This is a genomic window from Streptomyces sp. NPDC020875 (genome assembly GCF_040641415.1).
In the GTDB taxonomy this organism is placed as follows: domain Bacteria; phylum Actinomycetota; class Actinomycetes; order Streptomycetales; family Streptomycetaceae; genus Streptomyces.
The window spans coordinates 37472-59279 of sequence record NZ_JBFADP010000028.1 but is presented as its reverse complement, the minus strand read 5'-3'; the positions used below and the strand labels follow the sequence as shown (position 1 = coordinate 59279).

Sequence of the window (21808 nt, the reverse complement as noted above, 5' to 3'; positions counted from 1 at the left end):
CCCTCAGTTGCCGCCGCCACTCCCCACGGGCGGCTGCCCCGGGGCGGCGGGGAAGCCGGGCGCGCCGCGTCAGTTCCGGGTGCCCCGGTCCAGATACGCCAGCACCGCCAGCACCCGCCGGTTGTCGTCGTCGGAGACCGGAAGCCCCAGCTTCGCGAAGATATTGGAGGTGTGCTTGGCCACCGCCCGCTCCGTGACCACCAACTGCGCCGCTATCGCCGCGTTGGACCGGCCCTGCGCCATCAGCTCCATCACCTCCAGCTCCCTCGGGGTGAGTCCGCCCATCGGCCGGTCCTGCGCCCGCCGCGACAGCAGTTGCGAGATCACCTGCGGATCCATCGCCGTACCGCCCCGCGCCACCCGCCGGACCGCGTCCACGAACTGGTCCGCGTCGAAGACCCGGTCCTTCAGCAGATAGCCGACCCCGCCGACCCCGTCGGCCAGCAGCTCCCGCGCGTACAACTGCTCCACGTGCTGGGAGAGCACCAGGACCGGCAGCCCCGGCCGGGCCCGCCGGGCCGCCAGCGCGCACTGGAGCCCCTCGTCGGTGTGCGACGGCGGCAGCCGGACGTCGACCACCGCGACGTCCGGCTCCAGCTCGGCCAGCGCCCGGCTCAGCTCGGGACCGGTCTCGACGGCCGCGAGGATCTCGAAGTCGTACGCCTCCAGCAGCCTCACCAGACCGTCGCGGAGCAGAAACAGGTCTTCGGCTAGGACAACGCGCAAGGAATCTCCATGGTGACCATGGTGGGACCGCCCGCGGGGGAGCTGACGGCCAGGACGCCGTCGAATGTACCGAGCCGCCGCTCCACCCCGCTCAGCCCCGATCCGGCGCCGATCACCGCCCCGCCCCGGCCGTCGTCGGTGACCGCGATCCGCAGCGCGCCCCGCTCGTACGAGATGTCCACCCAGATCCGGTGCGCGCCCGCGTGCTTCACCGCGTTGGTGAGCGTCTCACTGACCGCGAAGTACGCCGCCGACTCCACCGGCGCCGCCATCCGGCCCGGCAGCTCCACGTCCACCTCGGCCGGTACCGGCAGCCGCAGCGCCAGCGCCTTCACCGCGTCCCCCAGCCCCCGTTCCGCGAGTACCGGCGGATGGATGCCGCGCACCAGGTCCCGCAGCTCCGTCAGCGCCTCCGCCGACGACTCCCGGGCCTTGGCGATCAGCCGCTTCGCCCGCGCCGGATCCTTCTCGACCAGCGCCTCGATCGCGCCCAGGTCCATCCCCATCGCCACCAGCCGGGCCTGGGCGCCGTCGTGCAGATCCCGCTCGATCCGGCGCAACTCGGCCGCCGACGTGTCCAGCGCGTCGTGCCGGGTCTCCGTCAGCCGGTCGATCCGCCGCTCCAACTGCTCCTGCCGGTCCGGGGTGAGGACCGCCGCCACCACCAGGAAGTGCGCCCGGACCAGCTGCGGGCCGAACGCGAGCCCCGCGGTCAGCAGCCCGCCGCCGACCAGCCCGGCGAGCAGGGCCGTACCCCAGCCGCCGACCGGTACGAAGGTGAACCAGTGGGGCTCCTCCAGCGCCGTCACCGGCACCCACAGGCCACCGGCGAGCAGCAGCCCGTACACCCCGTGTCCGGCGAGACCGAACGCGAGCAGGGCGATGACCGCCCCCGCCGTCATGTCCACCAGCAGCCACAGCAGATCCCGCCAGGTCGCCGCGTCCTTCAACAGCAGCGCGCACCGCTCGACCTGCCCCGTGACCCCGGTCCGCAGATCGCGGGGGAACGGGCGGTACGAGGCCGGGATCCGGATCCCCGTCCAGCGGGCCGCCAGCAGCCGCCGCTGCCCCGCGTGGGCCCGGACGAGCCGAAGCAGGGGCGGGGTGGCGAACACGCCCACCCCCACGGGTATCAGCACGATCGAGACCACGGCCAGGACGAACAGGGCGACCGAGCCGACCAGGGCGTACAGACTCAGGGCCAGCCCCCGGGCCGGAGCCGTCAGCAGCGCGCGCACCCGGCCGCCGGGCGCCGTTCGCTCCCCGCCGGACCCCGGGCCCGCGGCTTTTGCCCCGGCCCATGTCCTGTCGGTCGTTCCCATGACCCGTTCCCCCTCGTCCAGTTCGCGGCCCGCCGGTCATACATATGAGCCGTACGCCAGTCATACGCCGACCCCCGCCAGTCATACCGCAGCCGCCCGGCGCCGACCCCGCGACCGCCGACGGAACGCGCCGACCCCGCGACAGCCGATCGTCGCACCCCCAGTCTCCGCCCCTCCGCCGGACCCGGCACTGGTCCGGGCCCCCGTCCGGGGGGTGTTGCCGGCACCACCCCCGGAACCTCGCCCTACGGCTCCGGACAGGGGCCCCTGACGGCTGGGGCCGCCCCGTACCCGGTTCATAGCGTCGGACCCGAACCGAAACCCGCGATCCGACCCAGGGGGACCAGCACCATGAGACCGAATCTCGCCGCACGCGTCGGCATGTGGAGCGCGCACCACCGCAAGACCGCCGTCATCGGCTGGCTGCTCTTCGTCGTCCTCGCCACCGTCGGCGGAGGCTCCGCAGGACTGATCGAGATGTCCGAGTCCGAAGGCGGCGCCGGTGACTCCGCCCGGGCCGAGAAGATCCTGGAGGACACCGGTCTCGCGGCCCCCGCCGGTGAACTCGTCCTGATCAGCAGCCGGACCGAGGGCGGCTGGAAGGCCACCGCGACCGAACTGACCCGGTCCGTCGCCGCCACCGGCGAGACCGCCCGGATCGAACCGCCCCTCCCCTCGGCCGACGGCACGGAAGCCCTGGTCCGGATCGAGATGAAGGGCGACCCCGAAACCGCGGGCGACCGGGTCGAACCCGTACTCGACGCGGTCCGGGCCGCCGCCGACGGCCGGGAGGGCGTCGAGGTCCACCAGTTCGGCCGGGCCAGCGCCGACAAATGGCTCAACGACCTCCTCGCCGACGACTTCAAGAAGGCCGAGTTCACCGCCGTACCCCTCGCCCTCGGCATTCTGCTCGTCGCCTTCGGTACGGTCGTCGCCGCGCTGCTCCCCGTCGCCCTGGCGCTCACCGCCTGTGCCGCCGCCTTCGGACTGCTCACCCTCGCCAGCCACCAGCTCCATCTCTTCCAGACCACCTACTCGGTGATGTTCCTGATGGGCCTGGCCGTCGGCGTCGACTACTGCCTCTTCTACCTGCGGCGGGAACGCGACGAGCGGGCCGCGGGCCGGGACCCCGGGACGGCGCTCCGGATCGCCGCCGCCACCAGCGGCCGGGCCGTACTCGTCTCAGGCATCACCGTGATGCTCGCGATGGCCGGGATGTTCCTCTCCGGGATGCTGCTCTTCGAAGGGTTCGCCCTCGCCACCATCATCGTCGTACTGATCGCCGTCATCGGCTCCGTGACCGTGCTGCCCGCCCTGCTCGCCTGGCTCGGCGACCGCGTCGACGCCGGACGGATCCCCCTGCTCCACCGCCGGGGCAGGCGCGCCCGCACCGGCGGCACCCTCGCGGCCCCGCTGCTGCGGCCCGTCCTCGCCAGGCCCGGACTCTTCGCCGTCCTCGGCACCGTAGTGATGCTCGCCCTGGCCGCGCCCGCGATCGGGATGAAGACCGAGCAGCTCGGCATGGAGAAGCAGTTCGGCTCCGACTCGGCGCTCACCATCGCCCACACCGCGATCACCGAGAGCTTCCCCGGCGGGCCCGACCCGGCCCGGATCGTCGTCGCGGCCGACGACATCGAAGCGCCGTCCGTCCGTACGGCCCTGGCCGGTTTCGACCCCGGCCGGGTCACCGTCCACCGGACCGAGGACATCGCCCTGATCGAGGTACCGCTGCCCGGCGACGGCAGCGACCGGCGCTCCCGCGACGCCCTCACCGAACTGCGCGAACGAACCGTCCCTGCGGCATTCGACGGCACCGGGGCGAAGGCGTACGTCACCGGAGAACTGGCCGAGTCCGTCGACTTCAACGCGAAGCTGAAGGACGGCATCCTCCCGGTCTTCGTCTTCATCACCGCCGTGACGTTCCTGGTGATGCTGTTCTGCTTCCGCTCCTATGTCATCGCCGTCACCTCGATCCTGCTCAACCTGCTCTCGGTCGCGGCCGCGTACGGGGTGATGGTCGCCGTCTTCCAGCACGGCATCGGGGCGTCGCTGCTCGGCACGGAGAAGGTGGGCGCCGTCGAGAGCTGGCTGCCGCTCTTCGTCCTCGTCGTCCTCTTCGGACTCTCCATGGACTACCACGTCTTCGTGGTCTCCCGGATCCGCGAGAGCCGCGACCGGGGCGCCGACAACCGGACCGCCATCGCCGACGGCATCGCCCGTACGGCGGGCGCGGTCACCGGCGCGGCGGTGATCATGGTGGCGGTCTTCGCGGTCTTCGGCACGCTGACCATGCAGTCGATGAAGCAGATGGGCGTGGGGCTCGCGGTGGCGGTGCTGCTCGACGCGACGGTGGTACGGATGGTGCTGCTGCCGTCGGTGATGTCGCTGCTCGGCGAACGCAACTGGAAGACGCCGCGACTTCTCCGCCGCCTCCCGCCCATGGAGCACGGCGACCCGGCCCCGCCCGCGCCCGCGCCGAAGACCCCGGCGGCCCTCTAGCCCCTCGCCCTTCCCGGCTGCGCCCGTCGGCCTGGTGTTGTCGGCGGCCTGCGGCCCGCCTGTGGCTTGTCGCGCAGTTCCCCGCGCCCCTGGTTGCCCTTCTGACCGCCCTCGCCGAGAGACGGGCCCTCTTTTCAGGGGCGGTGCTGGGGAGAGCATTTAGGGGCGCGGGGAACTGCGCGACAAGCCACGACGGTGGTGCGGACTGCGAACAACATCAGGTCGCCGGGCGAGCCCCGGGCATTTGGGGCGGTGCCCCGGAGAGCCAAGGCGCTGGGGGTCCCCCCATTGCCGAAGGCATAGGGGGCGGAACTGCGCGACAAGCCACAGGCGGTCCGCGGACCGCCGACAACAGCAAGCCGCCGGGCGAGACCCGGGTTGTGGGCCTCACCCGGGAGGGCCTCGGCGCTGGGGTCCCCCCCCATTGTCGGAGGCGGGTCAGCGCAGCAGGGCCGCCTCCCGCTCGGGCGAGAGACCCACCCCCGGGCGCGACGGCATCCGCGGCAGTTCCCGGAGCCAGGCCCACGTGTCCGCCACCGTCTCCGCCAGGGGGCGGCACCGCAGGCCCGTCGCCATGGCCCGGCTCACATCGAGGGTGTAGAGCGCTCCCAGCAGGTCGGGCGCCTCCTCCGGCGGTACCCAGATCGGCAGATCGGTCCAGGGCGACACCCCCGCGTCGAGGATCCGCCGCGCCGGGGTCCACCGCAGTTCGAGCCCGTCCGGCCCGTCCGGCCCGGCCGCCGCCCGCGCCTCCGCCGTGACTCGTACGCACTCCGCCAGTACGTCCCCGAAGGTGACGCCCCGCTGCGCGCCGACCATGTTGTACGGACCGCTCAGCCCGGCTTCGGCCGCCGACAGGATCCATTCGGCCATATCGCGGATGTCGATGTACTGGACGGGCGCGTCCGCCGGTTCCGGCGCGAGTACGGCACCGCCCCGGACGGCCCTGGCCAGCCACCACGGCAGTCGGCCGACGTTCTCCCAGGGCCCGAGCAGCAGCCCGGCCCGGACCAGCAGTGACCGGTCCGCCCCGAACGCCCCGATCGCCGCGAGTTCGCCGCCCCGCTTCGACTCGGCGTACGGCACGTCCGTGTCGTCCTCGGTCGCGGCGACGAGCGGCGCGGACTCGTCGGAGTTCGGCGGCGCGGGCCAGACGTAGACCGAACAGCTCGACACATAGACATAGCGGCCCACCCGGTCCGCGAGCAGCCGTGCCGTGTCCCGTACGGCGGTCGGCGCGGCGGTCCAGGTGTCGACCACCACGTCCCACGTCCCGTCGGCGATCGCCGCGAGACCGCCCGGCGCGGTGCGGTCGCCGACCAGCGCCGTCACGCCCTCGGGCGCGGGCCGGTTGCCCCGGTTGAAGACCGTCACGTCCCAGCCGCGGTCGAGGGCCGCAGCCACGACCGCCCGCCCGGCGAACTCCGTTCCACCCAGCATCAGAAGTCTCATGAGCCCGACCCTGCCCCCGGCGTGCCCCGCTGACCAGCCCTTCCGCTGATGGAGTAATGCCACAGGCGTCCCATGCCTTACGGCTGTAACACAACAGTGGCAGCATGGGGCCACCATGTCCGACACCCGGCCGCCGTTGCGCGCCCTCCGGGCCGCGATTTTCGCGGCGGTGTGTACGGCATTGTCCGCGACGGGGCATATCTGGATGTCCGGACATGAACTCCCGTCCGCTGTCCTGCTGCCCGCCTTCGCCGTGGCCGCCGTCACCGGCTGGCTCGCGGGTGGCCGTCGTCGCGGCCCGTTCTCCATCGGTACGGGACTGCTCGCCGGTCAGGCGGCGATGCATCTGCTCTACTCCGGCGCCCAGGGGCACGCCGCGCCCGCCGGTCACCCGGGGCCCCGGCCGGAATCCCTCGCGGCTCTCGGACACGACAACCCGGTGACTCGGTCCGGCGGGGGCGCGCGGTTCCTGCCCGACGCCGCCGATGTGCTGTCCGCCACCGGGGCGGGCATGATCGCGGTCCATCTGCTGGCCGCCGCGGTCTGCGGGCTCTGGCTCTCCCGGGGCGAGGAAGCGTTCCTGCAACTGGCCCGCGCCCTCGCCGCCCTGGCCTTCGTCCCGCTCCGGGCGCTGTTCGCGGTCCTCCGTACGCCCGAGGCCCCCGGCCGGGTCGCCGCGCCCCGGACCACGGCGGCCGAGCGTCCCGGCGGGATCGTCGTCCTCGGCCACACCCTGATCCGCCGGGGCCCGCCGGTCCCGTTCCGGATCCGAGCCACGGCCCCTGGAGCAGCCGTCTGACCCGGGGGTCGATTCCCCCCTGTCCAGACAGATGCGAACGGGATCGTCATGACCCTTGACACCGCTGCCCCCGGCAGCCCCGAAAGACCCGGAAAGTCGGAGATATCCCCCTCGGTCGAGCCGACTGCCGAGCCGGCTGCCGCCGACCCGTCCGACGCCGACCGGTCCGAAGCCGGACCGCCCGCCGCCGAGCCTGCCGACTCCGAGCGGACCGCACCGGCCGACTCCGAGCGCACCGAGTCGGAACGCGAGACACCCACCGGTTCGGCCTGGAGCCGACTCCGCCCCCTCGTCCTCCGGACGCACTTCTACGCGGGGCTCCTCATCGCCCCCTTCATCCTCCTCGCCGCCGTCAGCGGACTGCTCTACGCGCTCTCCTTCCAGGCGGAGAAGATCGTCTACCGCGACGAGCTGACCGTCCCCGCGGGCCAGCGCTACGAGGGCTCGCTCCCGCTGGCCGACCAGATCGCCGCCGCCCGCAACGTACGGCCCGACGGCACCGTCGTCGCCGTCCGGCCCGCGACCGGCGAACGGGACACCACCAGGGTCCTGATGGACGCCCCGGGTGTGCCCGAGGGCTCGACCCTCGCGGTCTTCGTCGACCCGCACACCGGGAAGGTGCGCGGCGAGCTGCCCTCGTACGGCAGCTCGGGCGCCCTGCCGCTCCGTACCTGGCTCGACGAACTCCACCGCGATCTGCGGCTCGGCGAGTTCGGCCGCAACTACAGCGAACTGGCGGCGAGCTGGCTCTGGGTGGTCGCCCTCGGCGGTCTGGCCCTGTGGATCGGCCGGCGCCGGTCCTCGCGGCGGGATCTCCTCCGCCCCGAACCCGGGGCGAAGGGCCGCCGCCGGACCCTGTCGTGGCACGGCACGGTCGGCGCGTGGGCCGTCCTCGGACTGGTCGTCCTGTCGGCGACCGGACTGACCTGGTCGCGGTACGCGGGGGAGAACATCGGGGCCGTCCAGGACCAGCTCGGCGGGGCCACCCCGGCGGTCTCCGCCACCCTCGACGGCGGTTCGGGCGGCGGCGACGGCGGGCACGCGGGCCACGGCGCCGGTCACGGCGGCGCCTACCAGGGCGCGGACATCGGGATCGACCGGGCCCTGGAGTCGGCCCGCGCGGCCGGGATCGACGGACCGCTGTCGATCACCCTGCCCGCCGCCGGGACCGGGTATGTGATCAAGGAGACGGACACCACCTTCCCGGTCCGGCTCGACTCGGTCGCCGTCGACCCGGCGGACGGCGCGATCGTCGACGAACTCCGGTTCGACGACTATCCGCTGCTCGCCAAGGCGACCCGGTACGGCATCGACGCCCATATGGGAGTGCTGTTCGGCCTGGCCAACCAGCTCGTCCTGGCGGCGCTGGCCGTCGCCCTGATCCTGGTGATCCTCTGGGGCTACCGGATGTGGTGGCAGCGGCGGCCCACCAAGGGCCGGGCGCTCGGCGGCCGTCCGGTGCCGCGCGGCGCCTGGCGGAAGGTGCCGCCCGTACTCCTGCTGCCGCTGGCCGCCGCGGTGGCCCTGGTGGGCTGGTTCGTACCGCTGCTGGGGCTCAGCCTGCTGGTCTTCCTGGCCGTGGATCTCGCCCTGGGCGCGGTCTCCCGGCTCAGGTCCCGTACGGCTGGAGGCTGAGAAAGGGTCGGGACCCTCGGACTCGTATCGTGATACGAGACCAGGGTCCCGGCCCCTGAGACGGGCTCGGTCTCACGCCGGGGGCGTACGCCCCGGTCAGGGCGCGTACTTGTACCCCACGCGGCGGACGGTCTGGATCGTGTGCCGGTGCTCGGGGCCCAGCTTCCGCCGCAGCCGGGCGATATGGACGTCGACGGTCCGGCCGTCACCGACGTGTCCGTACCCCCAGACCGTCGTGACGAGGTGGTCGCGGGTGTGCACCCGGTGCGGCCTGGCCACCAGATGGGCCAGCAACTCGAACTCCAGATACGTCAGATCGAGGGCCTGCCCGTCGACCCGGGCCACCCGCTCCGCCGAATCGATGCCCACCGGCCCGTCCGCCGGGCCCGGTACCGGCACCCCGGTCAGCGGGCCCGCGGTCTCCCCGGCGGGCCGCCGCTGCGCCGGGACCCCGGCGGCGTCGGCCGCCACCGGCGCGAAGGCCGCCGGAGGAAGCTGGTCCGCCGGGACGAGGACCAGATAGCCGACCATCGGCGGCCGCCCGGGCAGGGCCGGTACCTGGCTCTGCGGCGCGGGCAGCCAGGTGGCGCCCGGCGGCAGCAGATCCGTCAGGGAGCGGAGCGTCCCGGGCGGTACGACCTCGTCGGGGTCGACGGCCCGGAGCCGGTGCCGGGCCGCGCGGGCCGGACCCGGCAGCGCCCCGGCCCGGCCCGGGGCGGCGGAATGGCGCGGTGGAACGGCGGTGGCCGCCGAGAAGGTGCGGGAGTTGACGATGTTCGCCATGAGAGGTCAGCTCTCTTTCGCGCGGAGGGTTCGACGAGTCGGTGGAACGGACGTACGTCGTGCGCGCTGGCCGAAGGCCGGAAACCGGTTTTAGAGGGCCCGCGCGTTCATCGCGCGGCAACACACCCGGTCGAAGTCGTGGTGCTGCCGGGAAGGCCAGAACGGCTCCAGGTCACTGGGACCTGTCGTGGGGTTCTGGGAGCCGGTCATGGCCTCATTGAACCAGATGAACACCTCACACAGGAGGGCGATGCCCACGGATCGAGACGCGTATCTCATCACACTCGCAAGAGGTTTGACGCGCCGAAGGGGTGTACGCCCCTCCGGCGCACACCCCTTCGTCCCTGTCCCTCATCGTCCTTCGCGCCCCGGCCCGCCGGATCCCCGGCGGGACCCCCGGTGGCGCGGCGGGCTCAGACCTGGCCGGCCTTCTCCAGCGCCGTGCAGCAGGTGTCCACCATCAGCCGGGTGACGACATACGGGTCGACATTGGCGTTCGGCCGCCGGTCCTCGATATAGCCCTTGCCGTCCCGCTCGACCTGCCAGGGGATCCGGACCGAGGCGCCCCGGTCCGAGACGCCGTAGCTGTACTCGTTCCAGGGGGCCGTCTCGTGCAGTCCGGTGAGCCGGTCGTCGATGCCCGCGCCGTAGTTCTTGACGTGGTCCATCGGCTTGGAGCCCTCGCCCAGCGACTCGCAGGCCGTGACGATGGCGTCGTACGACTCCCGCATCGCCCGGGTCGAGAAGTTGGTGTGCGCCCCGGCGCCGTTCCAGTCGCCCTTCACCGGCTTGGGGTCGAGCGTCGCGGAGACCTTGAAGTCCTCCGCCGTGCGGTAGAGCAGCCAGCGGGCGACCCAGAGCTGGTCCGCCACCTCCAACGGGGCCAGCGGGCCGACCTGGAACTCCCACTGTCCGGGCATGACCTCGGCGTTGATCCCGGAGATGCCGAGCCCCGCCTTCAGACAGTTCTCCAGATGGGCCTCGACGACGTCCCGGCCGTGGATCTCGTCCACCCCGACGCCGCAGTAGTAGCCGCCCTGGGGCGCCGGGAAGCCGCCGACCGGGAAGCCCAGCGGGCGGTCGCCGTCGAAGAAGGTGTACTCCTGCTCGATCCCGAAGACCGGCTCCTGCGCGGCGAACCGCTCGGCGGCCTCCGCCAGGGCGGCCCGGGTGTTGGAGGAGTGCGGGGTCATGTCCGTGTTGAGGACCTCGCACAGCACGAGGACGTGGTCACCGCCGCGAATGGGGTCGGGACAGCTGAAGACCGGCTTCAGTACGCGGTCGGAGGCGTGGCCCTCGGCCTGGTTGGTGCTGGACCCGTCGAAGCCCCACAGAGGCGGCTCGGCCCCGGCCTGAAGGATCTTGGTCTTCGATCGCAGCTTGGCCGTCGGCTCGGTGCCGTCGATCCAGATGTACTCGGCCTTGATGAAGGTCACGGTCTCGTCCTTTGCGGGTGCGGCGGGTTCCTCGCAGCTTGACAAGGGGCGATTTCTCGCCGGTTGCCCGTTTGTGAACCCCGTGTTACGGCCATCCGGTGGACCCCGGCGACGGGCTCGTCAGCCGACACCGGGCTCGTAGAACCCGAGCCGCCCCCGGCCGGGACCCGCCTACCCGTGCCGGAGCAGCGCCGCCAGACCCGCCCTCCTGATCCGCCGCGCCAGCTCGTCGGCGGTCGTCCCCAGCGCCCGCGCGGCCCGCTCCGGATCCCAGTCCTCCCCGTGCAGCGCGTCCAGCAGATGCCCTCGCCGTACCTGCGCCTCCGAGAGCCGGAACGTCTTCAGATACACCGTCCGCCCCTTGCGGTCCCGGATCAGCTCGCCGATGTGCTGCTCCCGGCCGGGGACGAACGGCGGCAGAAACCGCTCCAGGGTGAATCCGCCCAGCGTGTAGACCCGCTCGAACCGGTAAGCGCCGGCCAGCAGCCCGGCCGCCATCACCGCGTCGTGGTCCCGCGCCCACGCCGCTTCCGCCCGCCGGGCGGCGGCCCGCAGATCCGCCAGGTCCCGGATGCCCCGCCCGCTCCCGAGCCGGGCCTTGAACGCCGGGACCGGACGGCCGTAGACCGCGTGGTGGTGCACCGACTCGCCGTACAGATCCTCGACCAGAGTGGCGTGCAGCGCCCGATAGTCCTCGGGATGCGGTACGACAAACGCACCGGCCAGATCGTCCGCCGTGTACAGGAGCACGCCGCACTGGCCGGGATGGATCTCGAACACCCGCAGCGCCTCGTCGAGCCCCGGTACCGGCAGGCCCGCGTACGCCGCCTGCTCGCGCGGGGAGAGACCCCGGGTCAGCGCCTCGCGGGACCAGGTCTCCCAGGCCACGGTCGGACGGCGGAAGTGCAGCGCCAGATAGCCGCCGAGCGCCAGCTGGAGCGGCAGGAACCGCAGCCGGTCCTCCCGCGCCCGGCCGCCGCCCCGGGCCGGTCCGCGCAGCCGCCGTACCGGGAGCCGTCGCGGGGAGACCGGTACGGTGAGGGGCCGCGCCGCCCCGATCCCCAGCCGGGTGCCGTACGCGGCGGTCGCCCCGCCCTCCCCGTCGCCCTCGGCACCGTTCCCGCCGCCGGTCCCGTCCGCCGCCGACCAGTCGGCGACCAGACCGTGCGGGACGTACGCGATCTCCCCCTGGCAGGGGTCCCCACCGGGTTCGGCCCCGCCGGGACCCCGGTACAGCCGCAGACCCGCTACGGGCGCGGCACGCAGCAGCGGTACCAGCCGGACCCCGCCCCACACCTGCGCCGGGCCGGTCGTCAGACCGGTCATGTCCAGACCGCTCATCGGCCCTCCCCGTCCGGCTCCTCTGTCGACCGGCCCTTCCCGGACGTCACCTCTGTCGCCCGGCCGCTCCCGTCTGTCGTCCGCCCGCTCCCGGTACCTCGGGCGCCGGGCCTCCCGGCTCCGGACCGGAGGAACAGCGCCGTACGCCGGTCCAGATAGGCCCGCAGTTCGGCCGCGCCCGTACGTCCCTCGGTGAACCGCGCGATCTCCACCAGCGCCGCCAGGTCCTCCGCGTCCCTGATCCCCACGGTCGGCACCGAAGGCGCCAGCCGGCGGACGTCGAACGCGTCGGCGTCGTAGACCGGGTTCACATGGGTGACCACCGTCCGCCGGGCGGGATCGAGTCTGGTCCGCCAGAGCCGCAGCACCTCACCCGCGAGCCCCGGCGGCGCGTTGTCCCAGCCGTCCGAGACGATCACCAGCCGGTCCGGGGAGTCCTCCAGCGCGTCCAGGATCCGGCTCCCGAGCGGCGTCGGCCCCCAGGGGCGCGCCATCAGGGGATCGGCCCGCCCCGAGGTCCAACGGCCGCGGTACGCGCCCTCGGCGGCGAGCGCGCCCAGCAGGAAATGCGCCGCGACGGCGACCGCGAGCGGACGGCGGCGCTTGACCCCGGAGCCGTACGACGAATGGCTGTCGTCCAGCACGGCCGACACCCGCCCCCAGGTCCCGGCGTGGGAGCCCGCGGCCCGTACGGCGGCGGCGCGCAGCGCCCGCTCCAGCCCGGCGCGGCGCGCGGCCCGCTCGGAGAGCGGGAGGGAGAGGACGTACAGCGCCAGCCGGGTCAGCGGCATCCCGGCCAGCCGGTCGTCGGCGAGCCCGGCCTCCCCGGCCGTCCGCAGCCGCTCCAGCCGGGTCATCCGGGGCGCGGCCCGCTCCAGGAAGATGTCCCGCGGCACGCGGTGGCGGGCGGCGAATCCGGCGGCGACTGTGAACGGCAGCTCGTAGACCGCCCGCTGGTCGTACCGGGCCCGGCGGTACGCGTCGAGCAGCGGATGCCCGTAGCGCGTCCGGGCACCGGGCCGGAAGAGGAAGTCGCCCAGCTCGCCGGGGACACCGGGGCCGCCGGAACCCGCCTCCAGCACCCGGGGCGGCAGATGGACGTGCCGTACCGCCGACTTCAGGCCGCGGCGGTACTTGACCGCGTCGTGCCCCAGATCCGGCCGGGCCGCCAGCCAGTCCCGCTGGATCGCCCGGGTCCTGCGGTTGTTGACCCCGGCCGCGCGCAGTGCCCGGAACAGCCGGTACACGCGCTGCGGCGGCAGTAGGGCGAGCCGGGCGGCGATCAGCGGGCCCTCGGCGCGCTTCTGCCCGGCCGTGGCCTCGCTGGCGGTCCGCAGCAGCCCCTCCACGATCAGGGCCGCGTTGTGGTCGTTGATGTCGAGCGCGAGGGCGGCGGCGTACAGGGGCCGGTAGTTGACCCGGACGTACTCGTGCAGAAAGTCCAGCGACAGCCGCTGCTCCGCCGCGTCGGACCGGAACTCCCGCTGCCCGGTGGCGGTGACCGCCGCGTTGACGAAGAGCAGTACGTCCTCGGCGGCGACGAGATCGGCACAGGTCTCGTCGGCGGTCGACGGATCCATGGTCTCCCCAAGGGGGCGCTGGGTAAGGGAAACCGGCCGGGGAATAGGGGTGCGAACAGCGTCGACAGTGCTTCACAGGCAAGTTTCGGAAGTCGCACCGGAGTCCCGCGGCCGGTGCGGCTCAACGTAACATCACACGAAACTCCCGGTCCTGTGGATAAACCCGGGGCCGGACGCCGGGCGATCGGCACACTGGATCACGGCACATCGCCTACGCATCGCATCGCACGACACGGCGGACGACCACAGGACGTATGGGGACCATGACATCCACGACGACGACATCGCGACAGCCGGATCCGGGCCCGGACCCCGACCGGGACCCGGCGACGGCTTCGGCGGCGGCTCCGCCCGGCCGGGCCCGGGTCGCCCTCTTCGGCGCCGGTCCCTGGGCCGCGGCCACCCAGGCTCCCGCCATCGCCGGTCATGACGGCGTCGACTTCGCGGGTGTCTGGGCGCGCCGCCCGGAGGCCGCGCGGGCCCTCGCCGACGCCCACGGCACCACCGCCTACAGCGGTGAGGACGGCATCGGCGAACTGCTCGCCGCCTGTGACGCCGCAGCCTTCGCGCTGCCGCCGGACGTCCAGGCCCCCCTGGCGGCCAGGGCCGCGCGGGCCGGACGCCATGTCCTGCTCGACAAGCCGGTCGCCACGGACGTCGCCGCCGCGCGGGCGGCGGCCGACGCGGTGGCCCGGGCGGGCGTCGCGTCCGTGGTCTTCTGCACCCTGCGGTTCGCCCGGGAGACCAGGCTCTGGATCGACCGGCAGATAGCGACCGGCGGCTGGTTCACGGCCCGCGCGCAGTGGCTCGGCGCGCTCTACGCCCCGGGCGGCACCAGCCCGTACGCGGCGTCGCCCTGGCGGCGCGAGCGGGGCGGCCTGTGGGATCTGGGCCCCCATATGCTCTCCGTACTGATACCCGTCCTGGGCGAGGTGACCGCCGTGACGGCGGCCCCCGGCCCCGAGGGCACGGCCCATCTCGTCCTGCGCCACGCCTCGGGCGCCTCCAGTACGGCCACCCTCGGGCTGAGCGCGCCGCCCAAGGCCGCGTCGGTGATCGTGGAGTGCCTCGGCGACAGCGGTACGACGGTCATGCCCGAGTGGTCCGACCCGGTGGCCGCGTTCCGGGACGCGCTGGACGCCCTGCTGGAGAGCGCCCGCACGGGCCGCCCGCACCCCTGCGACATCCACTTCGGCACCCGGCTGACGGAGCTGCTGGCCACGGCGGAGGGCCAGATGGCGGAGATATCCGAGCCGTCGGCGTCGTCGGCGGGCGTCTGAGAGGTCTGAGGCGCAGGAGGTCCGGCGAAGGCCGGAGCGGCCAGTGGCGCCTGGGGCGGCCGTCAGGCCCCGTCGCCCCGGCGCAGCGCGTCCATGACGGCCTCGTCGGTCCTGGCCACCACGGCGGAGCCGTCGTCGGCGGTGATGATCGGGCGCTGGATCAGCCGGGGATGCCCGGCCAGCGCCTCGATCCACCGCTCGCGGGCCGCCGCGTCCCGGGGCCACTCCCGCAGCCCCAGCTCCTTCGCGGCCGCCTCCTGGGTCCGGGTGATGTCCCACGGCTCCAGCCCGAGCCGGGTGAGCACATCCCGGATCTCGGCCGCCGAAGGGACGTCCTCCAGATAGCGCCGAACGGTGTACGAGGCCCCTTCGCCGTCGAGCAGCCGGACGGCGGTACGGCATTTCGAGCAGGCCGAATTGATCCAGATCTCCATGCCCACAAGGTAGCGCGCACCCCGTCTGGCCAGGGCCGATTGTCAGTGCCGCTCGATAGAATGAACAACAGTTCGGGATGGTCCCGCCACCGCAGCTGGAGGTTGTCGATGGCCGTATCCAGACTCATGAGGAAGCCCGCCCAAGGCGCGCACACGACCCCGTCCGCCCCGTTGACGAAGAAGCCGCTCCCCGCCGGACAGCCCCGGGAGTGGTACGTGACGCACAACCGCCGGCTGAAGGCGATGCGTCTCGCGATCGCCCTGCTGGACTCGGGCGTCTACCACCCGTCGACCGCCGACAACGCCCGGATCCGCTCCACCGCCGACCACATAGGCATCCATCCCCCCTCCGACACCACCTGCCGCATGGTCCGCGCCCTCATCCGCTACGGCCGCTGACGCTCCCCGCCTCCCCTGCCCCTCCGGGGGCAGGGGGGCACCTCAGGGGCAGGGGGTGCTTCAGGGGCGCGAGGAACCACGCGCGCCCGCCCCCGGCCGCCGCGCACCCCGGAACACCCCGCCCGCCGACGCCCCCGTACGGCCGCGCCGCACACCCCGCAGGCCGTACGGTCATGTACCGCACCAACCCTCGGGTCCCATAGGATTTCCACATGAGTTCGCGAGCCGTCCCCGGTGGTCAGCCCAGTGTCAGCGTCGTCGTGATCACCTACAACGACGCCGCACACGTCGCCGACGCCGTCCGGTCCGCGCTCGCCCAGGGCGAGGCCGTCTCCGAGGTGATCGTCGTGGACGACCACTCCTCCGACGACACCCCCGCCGCCCTCGCCGCGTTCGACGGCGAATCCCGGGTCCGGGTGATCCGCCGCGAGACCAACAGCGGCGGCTGCGGTACGCCCCGCAACGACGGCATCGCCGCCGCCACCGGCTCCCACGTCCTCTTCCTCGACAGCGACGACCTGCTGGTGCCCGGCGCCGCCGAGGGTCTGCTGGCCGCCGCCCGCGAACACGGCGCGGACGTCACCGCAGGGGTCTGCGTCCGCCGGGAGCTGCCCGGCGGCCGGGAAACGGTCTGGGCCCCCGCGATCTACGACCGGGAGCAGGGCGCCGAACTCCCCGGCACGGTCCTCGACGGCATCGCGGGCCATCCCGAAATGCTCCACGACACGCTCTCCGTGAACAAGCTCTACCGCCGCTCGTTCCTCACCGCCCACGGTCTCACCTTCCCCGACGGCGCCTTCCACTACGAGGACTTCGTCTTCACGGCCGGGGTCTACGCCGCCGCGCCCCGGATCGCCGTCACCGGCATACCCGTCTACATCTGGCACGTCCGCCGCCGGGCGGCCACGCTCTCCATCTCCCTGCGCCGTGCGTCGATCGCCAACTGGGAGCACCGGGTCGCCGCGCACGCCGGGGTGGTCGAGGTCTTCCGGAAGGCGGGGCTCGACGCGCTGGCGACCGCCGCGCGGACCAAGTTCGTCGACTACGACCTGCCGATGTACCTCCGGGAGCTGCCGCAGCGCTCCGCCGAGTACCGGGCCCAGTGGTGGACGGTGACCCGCGCCCATCTCGCGGAGTTCGACCCGGCGGCCCTCGCCGCCGCCCGGCCCGCCGCCCGCTGGGCCGCCGCCGCCCTGCTGCACGCCCCGGAGCCGTTCGGGGTGCCCCGGCTGGTGGAGCTGGCCGCGCCCCGGCCCCGGCTGATCCCGCCGTACGCCACCGGCTCCGGCGGTGAGCCCGTCTTCGCCGCCGCCCCCGGCGACGTACCGCTCGACGATCTGGCCGGGCTGCCGCCGGAGGAGCTGCCGGTCGCCGTCGACGGCCGGGTCACCATAGGTTCCGCCGTACGGCTGTCGATCACCGTGCACGAGCTGTACGGCCGTCTCGCGGCCCTCGGCCCGGTCGCCGCCACCCTCACCCTCACCGAGCGTTCCGGCGCCGCGCCCGCCCTGACCGTACGGGCCCCGCTGCTCCCCGGCGACGACTGCTGGGAGGCGACGCCGTCCGTACCCCTGGACGATCTGGTGCCCTCCGGGCGGCTCTCCGCCTGGGCGGTCGAGGTCCGGGTCGAGTACGCGGACGGCTCGTCCACCACCGCCGAGGTCCGCGCCCACGCCGCGCAGAACGCCCGCCGCCGGGTGGTCGTCAAGCGGGGCCGCCCCTTCCTCGTCCAGGCCGGAGCCTCGCCCCGGCGGGCCCTGGTCCTGCGGACCGCCGACGGCGTCGAAGGCGTACGGCGGGTCCTCGGCGGCCGCATCCGGCGGCTGATGGCCCGCCGCTGAGCCACCCGGCCCCGACCGGTCGAGGAGCCCCGCCTCCGGGCCCGCCGCAGTCGCCCCGCCACCCGGAGTCACGGAATCCGCTTCCGTCCCGCTCCGCGCGCCGGTGAAACGCGCCCCACAAGCCCCCGCACGACACTTGACTTTCACCGGGCTTCAACCCCGGCGCCTACCCGGATCCTTTTGGAGCCCACTCGTTCCGCAAGGTAATCTTTGCCCCGCGTCAGGATCCACAAAAGGGGCCTGCGCGGCCTACAGACACCGGTGGCAGCACGTCGGTGACCCACGACCTGTGCCACGTTGGTTCGTGTGCTGCATTGTTTGAGAGGACACGGATGCCGACACGCGATGTCCCGGATGTGAGCGTCGTGATCATCGTTTACAACGATGAGGAGCGGCTCCCCCGAGCGGTCCGGTCGGTACTCGACCAGACGCTCAACAACCTAGAAGTGATCATTGCCGACGACTGCTCCACGGACGACACCGAGCAGGTCGCCCGCGCCCTCGCCGCAGCCGACCCCCGGGTCCGCTACGAGCGCCTGGAGCAGAACAGCGGCGGTTGCAGCGCCCCCCGCAACCGGGGCATCGCCGTCGCCCGCGCGCCGCACATCATGTTCCTCGACAGCGACGACGAACTGCCCCGGCACGCCTGCAAGAGCATGCTGCTGGTCGCCGAGGAGACCGGCGTCGACTTCGTCACCGGTGAGGTCACCCGGTACTTCGAGGAGAACGACACCACCGGACTCTGGTACCCGCGGCTCTTCACCGGCCAGCGGGTCGTCGAGGGCATCGCCGAGGAGCCCGACTACTTCTTCGACCACCTCTCCACCAACAAGCTCTACCGGACCGCCTTCATCCGGGACAACGGCCTCACGTTCCCCGAGGGCATCCACTACGAGGACCAGCTGTTCTCCGCCCAGGCGTACACCCTGGCCGAGTCCTTCGCCGTGGTGCCCTGGTCCGTCTACACCTGGCGGCTCGCCCCGGAGAGCGTCTCCATCTCCTCCAGCCGCCACAAGATCCAGAACGTCCGGGACCGGATCGGGGTCGCCCGGCTGATCGACGCCTGGTTCGAGGAGCACGGCCACAGCGCCCTGCGCCCGGAGAAGGACTACAAGTTCCTCCGCCACGACTTCCGGCTCTACCTCGGCGACCTGCCCTTCCGCGATCTGGAATGGATCACGGAGTTCGCCGAGGCGGTCAACCCGTACCTCGACGAGATCGCCGACGAGACCTACGACCGGCTCTCCCGCGAGGAGCGGATCTGCCTCCACCTGCTGCGCGTCGGCCGGCTCGCCGACCTCCAGGTGGCCGCCCGTGAACTGGGCAGCGCGCTGATCGCCCCCCGCTTCGTCTGCGAGGGCGACGACGGCACCGTCTACTGGGGCACCGAGGTCCCCACCGACCGCCGCGGCCGGTCCGAGCTGAACCTCGACGAGCGCCACATCCGCGACCAGGTCCTCAGCGGCGGCCAGCTCCGCCACGAGATCGAGTCGCTGGTACCCGACGGCGCCGTCCTCAAGCTCACCCTCCGCACCTACGACCCCGCCGGGATCATCACCGAAGGCGTCGAGGCCAGCCTGAAGCTCGCCGCCCACGGCAAGCCCCTCGCCGTCCCGCTGGAGCTGCGCCCCGACGGCGACGGCCAGTACGTCTCCCGGGCCGGGCTCGACCTGCGCCGGGTACCGGTCGGCAAGGCCGGAGTCGCCGTCCGCCGCCACCCCGTGGTCGCCCTGGAGTACGACGGCGTCCGCCGCGCCGACCCGATCCTCGCCCCGCACGACCTGCCCGCGCACCGCGCGTCGGTGACGTACAACACCGTCGGCGTCCACGAGGCCCTGGTCCGTCCCGAACTGCGCGGCCAGGGCCGCCTGGAGGTCTCCTGGCAGCGCCAGGGCGTCCTCAAGGCGCTCCAGCCGATGGGTCCGTACGCCCGCAAGGTGAAGAAGAAGGTCGGCCGGGTCAAGAAGGTCTTCGCCGGCAACGAGGGCAAGGCCACCGTCTACGACACCTTCTCCAAGCTGCCCCGCAAGCGCAGCCTCGCCGTCTTCGAGGCGTCCGAGGGCCGCGGCTACTGCGACAACCCCCGCTACATCTACGAGGAGCTGCGCCGCCGCAACCTCCCCATCGACGTGGTGTGGTCCTACAACGGCGACCGCTCCTCGTTCCCCGAGGGCGTACCCCTGGTCCGCCGCGGCAGCTGGGCGTACGGCCGGGCCCTCGCCCGCGCCAGCTACTGGGTCGACTCCCACAACCTGCCCTATCTGTACGGCAAGCCGAACGGCACCCGCTACCTCCAGACCTGGCACGGCCAGACCCTGAAGGCGATGGGCTTCGACGTGCCGTCGCTCCGCCAGGCCCCGGCCCCGGACCAGCAGGCGTTCCGTGACGGTGTGGCCCGCTGGGACTCCCTGGTCTGCCCCAGCTCCGAGTTCGAGCGGACCTTCGTCCCCGCCTTCGAGGTCGACGCCGAGCTGATCCGCTCCGGCTACCCCCGCAACGACGTCCTGGTCCGCTGGGCCGAGCCCGAGCAGCGGGCCCGCGCGGCAGCCGTCCGCGAGCGGCTGCACATCCCCGCCGAGAAGAAGGTCCTGCTCTACGCCCCGACCTTCCGGGACGCCGCCCGCGGCACCGGCCAGTCGATCCGGGTGGACTTCGAGGAGCTGGCCGCCACGCTCTCCGACGAGTGGATCGTCGTCGTCCGGGCCCACCCGTACGACCGCTTCAAGGTCGCCCCCCGCCTCGCGCACTTCCTCCGCGACGGCGCCGGGTTCCCCGACATCAACGATCTGCTGCTGAGCTGCGACGCCGTCCTCACCGACTACTCGTCGCTGATGTTCGACTACGCCAACACGGGCCGGCCGATCCTGCTCTACACCGACGACTACGACGACTACCGCGGCGGCGACCGCGGGATGTACTACGACCTGGAGGAGATCGCCCCCGGCCCGATGCTGACCACCACGGACCAGCTCGCCGCCGCCATGGGCGACCTCGACGGAGTGGCCGAGCGGCACGCCGACCGCTACGCCCGCTTCCAGGAGATGTTCTGCTCGTACGAGACCGGCTACGCCAGCAAGATCGTGGTCGACGCTTTTTTCGAAGGCGGTACCCGTGACTGAGGCCAACCCCCCGCGCAATGTCTTCTTCGTCGGCATCGACGTGGACTCCATGGGCGGCTCCCAGCGCGTGCTGCACACCCTGGCCCAGGGCATGGGCGACCGGGGCCACCGGGTGGAGCTGATCGGCATCCGCCCCAGCCCCGAGCCGTTCCCGTACAACGCCGACGGGCGTTCCTACGCCCATACGACGCTGCTCGCCGAGCCCAGTACGCCCCGGCCCCGGCCGCGTACCGTCGGCAACCGGATCAGCCCGGCCCGGCGCGCCGAGGCCCGCCAGCTGCGCTCCGAGCGCGACGACGCCCGGACCGACCTCACCCGTCGGCTGGCCGCCGTACGCGACGGCTATATCGTCTTCGGCTCCCCGTGGGCCGCGGACTGGGTGCTCAGCCTGGAGTGGCAGCACCTCAAGGGCATCGGCCAGTACCACGAGTCCTTCGCCCAGGCCCGCCGCGGCCCCAACCTGGGACTCATCAAGCGGCACTACCCGCTGATGGAGAAGTCGCTGGTACTGAGCGACGGCGACGCCGAGGAGTTCCGCAACCAGCGGGTCCCCAATGTCTCCGTGATGCCGAACCCGCTGCCGTTCTACCCGGACACCGCCGCCCCGGTGGACACGAAGAAGATCGGCGCGGTGGGCCGGCTCGACCCGATCAAGCGGCTCGACCGGCTGATCGAGGCGTTCGCCGCCGCACTGCCCGGCCGCTCCGGCTGGGAGCTGCACCTCTTCGGCGACGGCCCGCTGGAGGCCGACCTGCGCCGGGTCGCCGAGCGGGCGGGCGTGGCCGAGCAGGTCGTCTTCCGGGGTACCGCCAACGACATGGCCGCCGTCTACCGCGAGCTGTCCGTGGTGGCGATCAGCAGTGAGCGGGAGGGCCGCCCGATGGCCCTCGCGGAGGCCGCGGCCTGCGGTGTCCCCTGTGTCAGCTTCGACCTCTCCGGCGGCGTACGCGAACTCGTCGACCACGGCCGTACGGGCACCCTGGTGCCCTCCGGCGACGTACCGGCGCTCTCCGACGCGCTGGGCGAGCTGATGGACTCCGACGAGCTGCGGACCCGCTACGGCGCCGCCGGTCGCGAGCACGTCAAGCATCTGTCGCTGTCGCGGGTACTGGACCGCTGGGACCGGGTCTTCGAAGAGATCGACCGCTGACCGTCCGACTCC

The 21808-nt window shown here is 73.1% G+C and carries 16 protein-coding genes; 8 read left to right on the top strand and 8 right to left on the bottom strand.

Translation table 11 applies throughout. From position 1 onward, the window contains the following. Positions 1 to 69: 69 nt before the first annotated feature. Positions 70 to 726 carry a response regulator transcription factor gene (locus AB0G74_RS18140; protein ID WP_361147143.1) on the bottom strand — a complete coding sequence of 219 codons (657 nt, stop codon included), beginning with the start codon at positions 724 to 726 and terminating at the stop codon, positions 70 to 72. Next, positions 711 to 2048: a histidine kinase gene (locus AB0G74_RS18135; RefSeq protein WP_361147140.1), complete on the bottom strand. Its 1338-nt coding sequence runs from the start codon at positions 2046 to 2048 to the stop codon at positions 711 to 713. Before AB0G74_RS18135 ends, AB0G74_RS18140 begins: the two co-directional genes overlap by 16 nt. A 351-nt stretch (positions 2049 to 2399) precedes the next feature. On the opposite strand from AB0G74_RS18135, the gene AB0G74_RS18130 reads away from it, so the two are divergent. Beyond that, positions 2400 to 4547, top strand: coding sequence for an MMPL family transporter (locus AB0G74_RS18130; RefSeq protein WP_361147138.1), 2148 nt, complete (start codon positions 2400 to 2402; stop codon positions 4545 to 4547). Between the two features lie 438 nt (positions 4548 to 4985). Here AB0G74_RS18130 and AB0G74_RS18125 read toward each other — a convergent pair whose 3' ends face one another. Beyond that, entirely contained in the window at positions 4986 to 5999 is a 1014-nt protein-coding gene (locus AB0G74_RS18125) for an NAD-dependent epimerase/dehydratase family protein (protein WP_361147135.1), read from the bottom strand. Positions 6000 to 6114: 115 nt separating this feature from the next. Here AB0G74_RS18125 and AB0G74_RS18120 point away from each other — a divergent pair, with 115 nt between their 5' ends. Both AB0G74_RS18120 and AB0G74_RS18115 read left to right on the top strand, forming a co-directional pair. Then, positions 6115 to 6798: a hypothetical protein gene (locus AB0G74_RS18120; RefSeq protein WP_361147132.1), complete on the top strand. Its 684-nt coding sequence runs from the start codon at positions 6115 to 6117 to the stop codon at positions 6796 to 6798. 48 nt (positions 6799 to 6846) lie between these two features. Next, positions 6847 to 8433 carry a PepSY domain-containing protein gene (locus AB0G74_RS18115; protein ID WP_361147129.1) on the top strand — a complete coding sequence of 529 codons (1587 nt, stop codon included), beginning with the start codon at positions 6847 to 6849 and terminating at the stop codon, positions 8431 to 8433. 96 nt (positions 8434 to 8529) lie between these two features. Here AB0G74_RS18115 and AB0G74_RS18110 read toward each other — a convergent pair whose 3' ends face one another. From AB0G74_RS18110 to AB0G74_RS18095, 4 genes are all read right to left on the bottom strand, one after another. Further along, positions 8530 to 9207 (bottom strand): winged helix-turn-helix domain-containing protein, encoded by a 678-nt coding sequence (locus AB0G74_RS18110; protein ID WP_361147243.1) that lies wholly within the window; start codon positions 9205 to 9207, stop codon positions 8530 to 8532. Positions 9208 to 9629: 422 nt separating this feature from the next. Then, positions 9630 to 10652 carry a glutamine synthetase gene (gene glnII, locus AB0G74_RS18105; protein ID WP_361147126.1) on the bottom strand — a complete coding sequence of 341 codons (1023 nt, stop codon included), beginning with the start codon at positions 10650 to 10652 and terminating at the stop codon, positions 9630 to 9632. 171 nt (positions 10653 to 10823) lie between these two features. Continuing rightward, positions 10824 to 11993, bottom strand: a complete 1170-nt coding sequence (locus AB0G74_RS18100) for a hypothetical protein (RefSeq protein WP_361147124.1) — start codon at positions 11991 to 11993, stop codon at positions 10824 to 10826. Next, complete coding sequence (locus AB0G74_RS18095; protein ID WP_361147121.1) at positions 11990 to 13573, bottom strand: hypothetical protein; 1584 nt, start codon at positions 13571 to 13573, stop codon at positions 11990 to 11992. Before AB0G74_RS18095 ends, AB0G74_RS18100 begins: the two co-directional genes overlap by 4 nt. Positions 13574 to 13836: 263 nt before the next feature. Between AB0G74_RS18095 and AB0G74_RS18090 the strand changes: the two genes are divergently transcribed. Beyond that, positions 13837 to 14853: a Gfo/Idh/MocA family oxidoreductase gene (locus AB0G74_RS18090; RefSeq protein ID WP_361147118.1), complete on the top strand. Its 1017-nt coding sequence runs from the start codon at positions 13837 to 13839 to the stop codon at positions 14851 to 14853. A gap of 62 nt (positions 14854 to 14915) precedes the next feature. Here the strand turns inward: AB0G74_RS18090 and AB0G74_RS18085 are convergent, their stop codons facing one another. After that, positions 14916 to 15287 (bottom strand): arsenate reductase family protein, encoded by a 372-nt coding sequence (locus AB0G74_RS18085; RefSeq protein WP_361147116.1) that lies wholly within the window; start codon positions 15285 to 15287, stop codon positions 14916 to 14918. Positions 15288 to 15395: 108 nt separating this feature from the next. Here AB0G74_RS18085 and AB0G74_RS18080 point away from each other — a divergent pair, with 108 nt between their 5' ends. The 4 genes from AB0G74_RS18080 to AB0G74_RS18065 all read left to right on the top strand — a co-directional run bounded on the left by AB0G74_RS18080 (position 15396) and on the right by AB0G74_RS18065 (position 21796). Next, positions 15396 to 15686, top strand: a complete 291-nt coding sequence (locus tag AB0G74_RS18080; protein WP_361147114.1) for a hypothetical protein — start codon at positions 15396 to 15398, stop codon at positions 15684 to 15686. Between the two features lie 212 nt (positions 15687 to 15898). Next, positions 15899 to 17527: a glycosyltransferase family A protein gene (locus AB0G74_RS18075; RefSeq protein ID WP_361147111.1), complete on the top strand. Its 1629-nt coding sequence runs from the start codon at positions 15899 to 15901 to the stop codon at positions 17525 to 17527. Positions 17528 to 17859: 332 nt separating this feature from the next. Next, positions 17860 to 20646: a CDP-glycerol glycerophosphotransferase family protein gene (locus tag AB0G74_RS18070; protein ID WP_361147109.1), complete on the top strand. Its 2787-nt coding sequence runs from the start codon at positions 17860 to 17862 to the stop codon at positions 20644 to 20646. Further along, entirely contained in the window at positions 20639 to 21796 is a 1158-nt protein-coding gene (locus tag AB0G74_RS18065) for a glycosyltransferase (protein WP_361147106.1), read from the top strand. Before AB0G74_RS18070 ends, AB0G74_RS18065 begins: the two co-directional genes overlap by 8 nt. The last annotated feature ends 12 nt before the right edge of the window (positions 21797 to 21808 follow it).